Below are 7426 nucleotides of genomic sequence, written 5' to 3' on the forward strand. Positions count from 1 at the left end.
GCGATCGTCGGCGCGCCCCAGTCGGGCAAGTCGACGGCACTGCGGACGCTGATCACCGCGCTGGCGGCGGTTCGCGAACCGCGGCACGTGCAGTTCTACTGCCTGGACTTCGGCGGTGGCGCGCTCGGCTCCGTACAAACACTGCCGCATGTGGGTGCGGTCGCGGGCAGGACGGAGCCGCGACTCGTCGAGCGGATCGTCGCCGAGTGCGAGTCGGTGGTCACCGAGCGGGAAGCCATCTTCGGCGAGCATGGAATCGCATCGATCGCGCAATACCGTGCGCTGCCGGGCGATGAGTTCGGGGATCCGTTCGGTGACGTCTTCCTGGTCGTCGACGGCTGGGCGAACGTGCGTCATGAGTTCGAAGCTCTGGAACACTCCATCACTGCGCTTGCAGCGCAGGGCCTTTCGTTCGGAGTGCACGTCGTGTTGTCGGCGTCGCGCTGGGCTGAGATCCGTCCCGCGCTGAGGGACCAGATCGGCACCCGTATCGAGTTGCGGCTCGGCGAACCCGCCGACTCCGAACTGGACCGCAAGGCCGCGCGAGACGTGCCCCGCGACAGACCGGGGCGCGGACTGACGCGCGACGGGCTGCACATGATGATCGCTGCACCCGTCGTCGCGATCCCTCCCAGTGAATCGGTTGCGCCGCCCATACCTCTGCTACCCACACACGTGGATCACGACGCCGTCGTGCGCCGAGCGGGCGTCGAACTCGGAACGCGGGTCCTGCTCGGGCTGGAGGAGCACCGATTGCGCCCGGTGGCAGTCGCTTTCGAACGTCACGCGCATCTTTTGATCCTCGGTGAAAGCGAGTGCGGAAAGACCGCGACGCTGCGAACCCTGTGCCGGGAGATAGTCCGGACAAAGCTCCCCGAGCAAGCCCAGCTGTTCATCGTCGACTTTCGGCGCGCGCTCCTCGGCGTCGTCGAGTCGGAACACCTTCGCGGCTATGCGCCGTCGCCGCCCGCACTGGATAGCCTGCTGTCGAGCCTGGCCGATCTCCTGCGGCGGCGGATGCCCCCGCACGACGCCACTCAGACGCAATTGCAAGCCAGGTCGTGGTGGTCCGGGCCGGACGTCTACGTGATGGTCGACGATTACGACCTCGTCACCGGTCCTGCCGGCAGTGCGCTGGCACCGATCCTCGAATTCCTACCGTACGCCCGGGATCTGGGATTGCATCTGATCGTGGCGCACCGCAGCGGTGCAGCTGAACGCGCGTTGTTCGATCCCATCCTGACGAGCCTGCGCGACATTGGCTGCGTGACCCTGACGATGAGCGGACGCCCGACGTTTGGTTCCCGCGACGCCGCGCGGCTGCCGGCCGGCCGCGGCGTCCTGACCGCCCGGCCCGGTGACGAGCAGCTTGTCCAGGTGGCCTGGAGCGCGCCGTGAGCCAACACCGTGCAATCGTGGCGGCGGGACCCGGCGTGATACGTCGATTATGTTGCGATACAGAAGCATTCGTTGACGCCGAGAGAATCGACGCAGCGCTGAGCGCGATCGACGACGACCTGGCGATCGTGGGCGAGCGACCGGTGGCCGTGGATTCGCTCTGGCGCACCGCGCTTCGATCCGCAATCTGCCCAACGGCCACCGGGGTCGTCCTCGTGCATCCGTCGTGGTGGTCGCCGTCGCGCGTCGGCGTGCTGACCGACGCCGCGGCCGACGCGGCCGGCGACGTGCTCACGCGTCCGCGGTCGTGGCTGCTGCGACGGCAGGCACCCGACGTCGATCCCGAGGTGCTGGCGGTGGTGGAGATCGCGGAGCGATTGGTAGCGATCGTCGGTACCGAGGTATCGGCCGTGCCGCGCACGGCCGAACCGCAACGCGTAGCGCAAGACGTCGCGAACGTGATCGCCGGCACGGCCGCGGCGGTGGTACTGGTCGACGCGCCCAGCGCGGTGCCCGGGGCGCGGGAGCTCGCGACGATAATCGCTGACTTGATTCGCGACAGCGCGCGGACGGTCGTGGAGATCGACGACGCCGGACTGGCGCAGTTGGCCGCACCGGCCACTGCCGATCCGCCGGCGCCACGCGCCGCCCCGCGCGTCGGCCGAGTGCGATCCCACGCACGCAGCGCGCTTGCGGCCGCCGCCATCGTCTCGGCGGCGGCGGCCCCGGCGGTGGCGACGACGCACCGGCCCGACGCCCGCACCACAACACGGGTCGAGTCCGCGCCGACCACCTTCTTGGTGGAAGGCCGGGTGGCGTTGAGCGTGCCCGCGAACTGGCCGACGCAGCGCATTGTCGGCGGCCCCGGGTCCGCGCGGGTGCAAGTCACGTCGCCATCGGATCCTGAAGTCGCGCTGCATGTCACACAGTCGCCGGTTGCCGGTGAGACGCTCAGTGGCACTGCCGAGCGGCTGAAACGCGCGATGGACGCGGAGCCGGCCGGGGTGTTCGTCGACTTCAACCCGACCGGAAGCAGCGCGGGCCGCCCCGCCGTCACCTACCGCGAAGTGCGCGCCGACCATCACGTGTGGTGGACGGTGCTGCTGGACGGGCCGGTCCGGATCAGCGTCGGATGCCAGAGCAGACCCGGACGCGAAGACGCCGTCCACGCCGTGTGCGAGCAGGCGGTGCGGACGGCGCACGCCGTTTGACTAGGCGGCGCCGATGCTGCCGCCGCCGTCGACCCGAACGATCTGGCCCGTCATGTATCCGGCGTCTTCGTGCAGCAGCATCACGATCGCGTGCGCGATCTCGGCGGGCGTGCCCACGCGCTGCAGCGGAATGGCGGACAGCAGCCGCGCTTCGCGCTCGGAACCCGTCGGGCTCTTGGCGCGGAACATCTCGGTTTCAATCGGCCCGGGCGACACCGCGTTCACGGTGATGCCGGTCGAGGCGAGCTCACCGGCCCATATCCGAGTGCACGTTTCGAGCGCGGCCTTGGACGCGGCGTACGGGGTACGTTCGGCAACGCCGAGCGTCGTCAGGCTGGTGACGTTGACGATGCGACCCCATTTGGCATCGATCATGCCGGGCAGCACCGCCTGCACGACCTGCACCGCGGTGCGCACGTTCATGTCATAGGTGGCGAACAGATCGTCCAGGTCGATCGAGCCGATGCGGCCGAACTGCGCGTAGCCGACGTTGTTGACCACCGCGTCGACGGTGCCCTCGGCGACGATCTTTTCCAGGACCGCCGCGGTCGCGGCCCGGTCGGCCAGGTCGACCTCATGAAATTGTCCGGGGAAGTCGCAGGGCGCCGTGCGCGCAAGGCCGATCACCTCGTAACCGTCGGCGGCCAGGCGGTCGGCGGTCGCGCGGCCGATCCCCTTCGACGCCCCGGTGATCAGAACTCGTCGTCTCGACATGGCTTTCCCTTCCGAGCCAGCACATGTGACTAGAAGGGGAACGCCAAAACGGCGGGTTTCATGCCGCGCTGCCGATCACTCGGGAAGGTAGAGCCCCTTGCCGGTGATCAGCGGCAGGTCGAGGGTGGTCACGATGCCCGGCGGGGCGGCGACGACCGCGGGGATCGCGTTGACGATCCGCATCGCGGTGGCGACCAGCCCGGCGTGGTTGTGATCGCCCTTGCGGCTGCTCAGGCAGATGTCCATGGCGTAGGACGGCTCGCCGGTGATCTCGATGCGGTAGGACCCGCCGGGCTGGGCCGGCTGCGGCCAGTCGGGGCACAGGTCCTCGCGCAACCGGGTGACGTGTTCGAGGACGACGACGGGGTCGCCGTTGACCATGCCGAAAACCTCGAACCGCAGCGCCGCGGCGCTGCCCTTGGGGATGTGACCCGACGCGATGTCGAAGTCCTCCGGCGCGGGCTCGCGGACGTACTCCTCGGCCACCGAGTCGAGCGAAATGCCAAGGCCGGCAGCCATTTGCCGCACCACCGAACCCCACGCCAGGCTCAGCACGCCGGTCTGCAACAGCATCGGGATCTCGTCGAGGGGCTTCCCGAAGCCCATCACGTCGAACATCACGACGGCGCTGTCGTAGGTGGCGTAGTCGACGATCTCCATGCAGCGGACCTGCTGGATGTTCTGGCAGGTGCCGGCCAGCGCCAGCGGAAGCAGGTCGTTGGCGAAGCCGGGGTCGATCCCGTTGACGTACACGCTCGAATTGCCTTCTCGCGCGGCGTCTTCGATCGGCTTGACCAGCTCCTCGGGAATCACCTGCCACGGGTACTGCAAGAAGACCGGACCGCTGCCGACGATGTTGACCCCGGCCGCCAGCACCCGGCGGTAGTCCTCGAGCGCTTCGGGTAACCGGTTGTCGGCCATCGCGTTGTACACCGCGCACTGCGGGCCAGTGGCGAGCACCTCATCGAGGTCGGTGCTGGCCAGTACGCCGGTCGAATCCGCAAGCCCCGCAAGCTCTGCCGCGTCCTTGCCGGCCTTGGCTTCCGAGGACACCCAGACGCCGGCCAGCTCGAACTCGGGGTTGGTGATCAGCGCCTTCAGCGAATGGACGCCGACGTTGCCGGTGCCCAGTTGGACGACGGGTATGGGCATGGCTGGCTCCTCAGCTCACAGGTCCGGGACGGGGATGTCGAGATTGGGGAAGGTGAGGCCGCCGTCGACCTCCAGCGTCTTGCCGGTCAGGAAGTCGCCTGCCGGAGACGCCAAATAGACTGCGGCAGCGGCGATGTCGACGGGATCGCCGAGGCGGCGCAGCGGCGTCACCTTTTCCATCGGCGCCCGCAACTCCTCATTGGCGGCCACCACGTCCAGCGCGGAGGTCAGGATCGAGCCCGGTGCGATCGCGTTGACTCGGATCCGCGGGCACAGGTCCAATGCGGCCGACCGGGTGTAGTGGGCCAGCGCGGCCTTGGCGGTGGCGTAGGCGGCGAAACCACGCCCGGCCAGCCGGCCCATGGTCGAGGTGATGTTGATGATGCTGCCGCCGCCGGAGTGCTCCAGCATCAACGGCACCGCCGCGACGGTGAGCGCGTGGGCGGTGGCGACGTTGAAGGTGAAGGCGTCTTTGAGGTCCTTGGTGGAGGTGGTCAGCAGCGTGTTCGGCATCGTCCCGCCGACGTTGTTGACGACGATGTCTAGTTTCCCGAACGCCTCGACGGCCTGACCCGCCAGCTGAGCGGTTGCCTCGGGGTGGGCCAGGTCGGCCACGACGACGTGCGCGCGTCGCCCGACGGCGCGGACCTGCTCGGCGACGGCCTCTAGTTCGGATTCCGTGCGCGAGCCGATCAGAACATCGGCGCCGGCCTCGGCAAAAGCCAGCGCGATGGCCGCCCCCAACCCGCGACCCCCACCGGTGATGACGGCGACCTTGTCGTCGAGACGGAACCTGTCCAGGATCATTGCGGCCTCTTTTCGTCCGGGGGTGTCAGCCGAAACCGTAGCAAGCCGCATCGGCTCGGTTGTGGCATTTCTGAAACACGTTCTAATTTTCTATCCGGGCGTCGCCATGCGGCGTCCCGACCTCGGATGCGTCCCAGCCCTAGACTGTCTGGCGTGACTGTCTCCGGGACCAGTGCGCGCACTCAGGCGATCGACTCCGTCGAGCTTGCTGCGTCGACCCCCGACCTGCCGCAACCGTTTAACGAGCTGGGTCTCAAAGACGACGAGTACCAGCGAATCCGCGAGATTCTGGGCCGCAGACCCACCGACGCCGAGCTGGCGATGTACTCGGTGATGTGGAGCGAGCACTGCTCGTACAAGTCGTCCAAGGTTCACCTGCGCTACTTCGGTGAGACAACCACCGACGAGATGCGGGCGGGCATGCTGGCCGGCATCGGCGAGAACGCCGGCGTCGTCGACATCGGTGACGGCTGGGCCGTCACCTTCAAGGTCGAGTCCCACAACCACCCGTCCTACGTCGAGCCCTACCAGGGTGCGGCCACCGGCGTCGGCGGCATCGTCCGCGACATCATGGCGATGGGCGCGCGACCGGTCGCCGTGATGGACCAGCTTCGGTTCGGCGCCGCCGACGCGCCCGACACCCGCCGCGTGGTCGACGGGGTGGTCCGCGGCGTCGGCGGCTACGGCAACTCGCTGGGCCTGCCCAACATCGGCGGCGAGACCGTCTTCGACGCGTGCTATGCCGGCAACCCGTTGGTAAACGCGTTGTGCGTTGGCGTATTACGCCAGGAGGATCTGCACCTGGCGTTCGCCTCGGGGGCCGGCAACAAGATCATCCTGTTCGGCGCGCGCACCGGGCTGGACGGCATCGGCGGGGTGTCGGTGCTGGCGTCCGACACCTTTGATATCGAAGACGGCGGGGGACCGGCCCGCAAGAAGCTGCCGTCGGTCCAGGTCGGCGACCCCTTCATGGAGAAGGTGCTGATCGAGTGCTGCCTCGAGCTGTACGCGGGCGGCCTGGTGGTCGGCATCCAGGATCTGGGTGGTGCCGGATTATCCTGTGCCACATCGGAATTGGCGTCAGCCGGCGACGGCGGGATGGCGATTCAGCTCGAGACCGTTCCGCTGCGGGCAAAGGACATGACCCCGGCGGAGGTGCTCTGCAGCGAGTCGCAGGAGCGGATGTGCGCGGTTGTGGCACCGGAGAACGTGGACGCGTTCATGGCGGTGTGCCGCAAATGGGAGGTGCTCGCCACGGTGATCGGCGAGGTCACCGATGGCGACCGGCTGCGCATCACCTGGCACGGCGAGACGGTGGTCGACGTGCCCCCACGCACCGTGGCCCACGAAGGACCCGTCTACAAACGTCCCGTCGCCCGCCCCGAGTCGCAGGACGCGCTGAACGCCGACCACTCGACCAAGCTGCCGCGGCCTCAGACCGGCGACGAGCTGCGCGCGACTTTGCTTGCGCTGCTTGGCAGTCCGCATCTGTGCAGCCGTAAGTTCATCACCGAGCAATACGACCGGTACGTCCGCGGGAACACCGTGCTGGCCGAACACGCCGACGGCGGCATGCTCCGCGTCGACGAGTCCACCGGCCGCGGCATCGCGCTGTCGACCGACGCGTCCGGCCGCTACGCCAAGCTCGATCCCTACACCGGCGCCCAGCTGGCCCTGGCCGAGGCGTACCGCAACGTCGCCGTCACCGGCGCCACGCCGGTCGCGGTGACCAACTGCCTCAACTTCGGCTCACCCGAGGATCCCGGCGTCATGTGGCAGTTCTCGCAGGCGGTGCGCGGCCTGGCCGACGGCTGTGTGGCCCTGGGGATTCCGGTCACTGGCGGCAACGTGAGCTTCTACAACCAGACCGGCTCGGCCGCCATCCTGCCGACGCCGGTCGTCGGCGTACTCGGCGTGATCGACGACGTCGGCCGGCGCATCCCCACGGGCCTGGGCACCGAACCGGGGGAGACCCTGATGCTGCTGGGCGACACCCGCGACGAGTTCGACGGTTCGGTATGGGCGCAGGTGACCGCGGACCATCTCGGCGGATTGCCGCCGAAGGTCGACCTCGAGCGCGAGCAGCTGCTGGGCGAGGTGCTGCGTTCGGCGTCGCGCGACGGGCTGCTGTCCGCGGCGCACGA

General features: G+C 68.6%; 6 protein-coding genes. 3 read left to right on the forward strand and 3 right to left on the reverse strand.

What is annotated here, in order from left to right; translation table 11 throughout:
• Positions 1-1398: type VII secretion protein EccCb (gene eccCb, locus JOZ00_RS12320; protein ID WP_293344206.1), on the forward strand; the 1398-nt coding region annotated here is incomplete at its 5' end.
• Positions 1395-2609 (forward strand): type VII secretion-associated protein, encoded by a 1215-nt coding sequence (locus tag JOZ00_RS12325; RefSeq protein WP_293344207.1) that lies wholly within the window; start codon positions 1395-1397, stop codon positions 2607-2609. The genes eccCb and JOZ00_RS12325, both read left to right, overlap by 4 nt.
• Here the strand turns inward: JOZ00_RS12325 and JOZ00_RS12330 are convergent, their stop codons facing one another.
• From JOZ00_RS12330 to JOZ00_RS12340, 3 genes are all read right to left on the reverse strand, one after another.
• Positions 2610-3323: an SDR family oxidoreductase gene (locus JOZ00_RS12330; protein WP_293344208.1), complete on the reverse strand. Its 714-nt coding sequence runs from the start codon at positions 3321-3323 to the stop codon at positions 2610-2612.
• 75 nt (positions 3324-3398) lie between these two features.
• A complete protein-coding gene (locus tag JOZ00_RS12335) occupies positions 3399-4475 on the reverse strand; it encodes a diacylglycerol kinase (protein ID WP_293344209.1) in 1077 nt (358 codons plus the stop codon).
• Between the two features lie 15 nt (positions 4476-4490).
• Entirely contained in the window at positions 4491-5282 is a 792-nt protein-coding gene (locus JOZ00_RS12340; RefSeq protein ID WP_293344211.1) for an SDR family oxidoreductase, read from the reverse strand.
• A gap of 153 nt (positions 5283-5435) precedes the next feature.
• Here JOZ00_RS12340 and purL point away from each other — a divergent pair.
• The coding region (purL, locus tag JOZ00_RS12345; RefSeq protein ID WP_293344213.1) for a phosphoribosylformylglycinamidine synthase subunit PurL at positions 5436-7426 on the forward strand (1991 nt) is incomplete at its 3' end.

This window comes from Mycobacterium sp., assembly GCF_019243155.1.
GTDB lineage: Bacteria > Actinomycetota > Actinomycetes > Mycobacteriales > Mycobacteriaceae > Mycobacterium.